Source organism: Vaccinium witches'-broom phytoplasma str. VAC, from assembly GCF_000309405.1.
Lineage (GTDB): Bacteria > Bacillota_I > Bacilli_A > Acholeplasmatales > Acholeplasmataceae > Phytoplasma.
Genome location: NZ_AKIN01000244.1, coordinates 1 through 1,171 on the forward strand (window position 1 = coordinate 1; position 1,171 = coordinate 1,171).

Annotated in this window: 2 protein-coding genes; both read left to right on the forward strand. The window is 23.6% G+C overall.

Annotated elements, in window-relative coordinates; all coding sequences use genetic code 11:
- Positions 1-109: 109 nt before the first annotated feature.
- Positions 110-553 (forward strand): large conductance mechanosensitive channel protein MscL, encoded by a 444-nt coding sequence (gene mscL, locus RI68_RS03265; protein WP_017193800.1) that lies wholly within the window; start codon positions 110-112, stop codon positions 551-553.
- A 238-nt stretch (positions 554-791) separates the two neighbouring features.
- Positions 792-1,025: a hypothetical protein gene (locus RI68_RS03270; protein ID WP_261974296.1), complete on the forward strand. Its 234-nt coding sequence runs from the start codon at positions 792-794 to the stop codon at positions 1,023-1,025.
- Positions 1,026-1,171 lie beyond the last annotated feature (146 nt).

A 1,171-nucleotide genomic window follows, 5' to 3' on the forward strand; every position in this document is an offset into this window, starting at 1 on the left:
TTTATATATTTTTTATATAACTTTTTGATTTGTTTAGCACACGCCGATACAATAAAATTAAAATATGTGATTCTGTTTATCCATTTATAACAAAGAAAGGGGAATTATCATGTCTGAACATAAATATTTACATCAATTAAAAGATTTTAAAGATGGTTTTAAGTCTTTTATCAATAAAGGGGACATTATCAAATTAGCTATCACCATCGTGATAGGGCAGTTGTTTAGCAAAATGGTGAGTTCCTTGTCTACTGACGTCATTATGCCTCCTATTGTTTGGTTATTTAACAGCAAACTTACCTTAAATGAACTAAAAATAACTTTAGGAGGGGAAAACGCTATTAATTATGGTAAATTTTTACAAAACGTTTTTGAATTTTTTATGGCCGCTTTCGTTATTTATATTTTTATGTATCATGGTAAAAAATATTTAAAAATTAAGAGCGCTTCTAACGTCAAAGAATTTAAAAGCGACGATATCAAAAAATTAGAACAAGAAAAAGTAGCTTTACTAAAAGAAATTAAAGATTTGCTTCAAAATCCTCCAAAATAATATAATATCGTTAAAAATACTCTTAATATGGGGATATTTTTTTCAATTGAACAAATCATCTATAAACTTTATTATTATATGATGATATTTTAAAAAAAGGTAATATATACGTCAATTTATGAAAAAAATTTATTCTTTCTGTTGGATGCTATTTGTCTTCTTTTGTATTATGGTTTATTTTCGTCTAACAAAAATGGAAGGTCAAACAAAGAAACAATTTATCGAAAATAGGATACAAATGCTAACAGATTCATTAAAGAAAAAAAACAACATTATTCAAACGCAAGAATTGATAATTAAAGAAAATCAACAACAAATCATTAAAAAAGACCATAATTTATGTTTTTACAAGAAAAAGATTAAATTATTAACGAAAGAGAAGGAAGAAATCAAAAAAGATTTATCTTCTATCACTAATGCTTTAATTGAAAAAGCCAACGAAATAGAAGAATTAAATAATCTTTTTTCCTAAAATAACTTCTCAAAAAAAATGTTAATGATTTAATGGAGTTATAATTTAAATATCAATTCAAATTAAAAAAATCCTCCAATATAAAACAAAAAAACTATTTATGAAAAAGACAATTCATAAATAGTTTTTTTTATTTCTAAATTGAT

Coding starts and splice junctions, on each gene's coding strand:
- mscL (WP_017193800.1), top strand. CDS start 110: ATGTCTGAACATAAATATTTACATCAATTAAAAGATTTTAAAGATGGT.
- RI68_RS03270 (WP_261974296.1), top strand. CDS start 792: ATGCTAACAGATTCATTAAAGAAAAAAAACAACATTATTCAAACGCAA.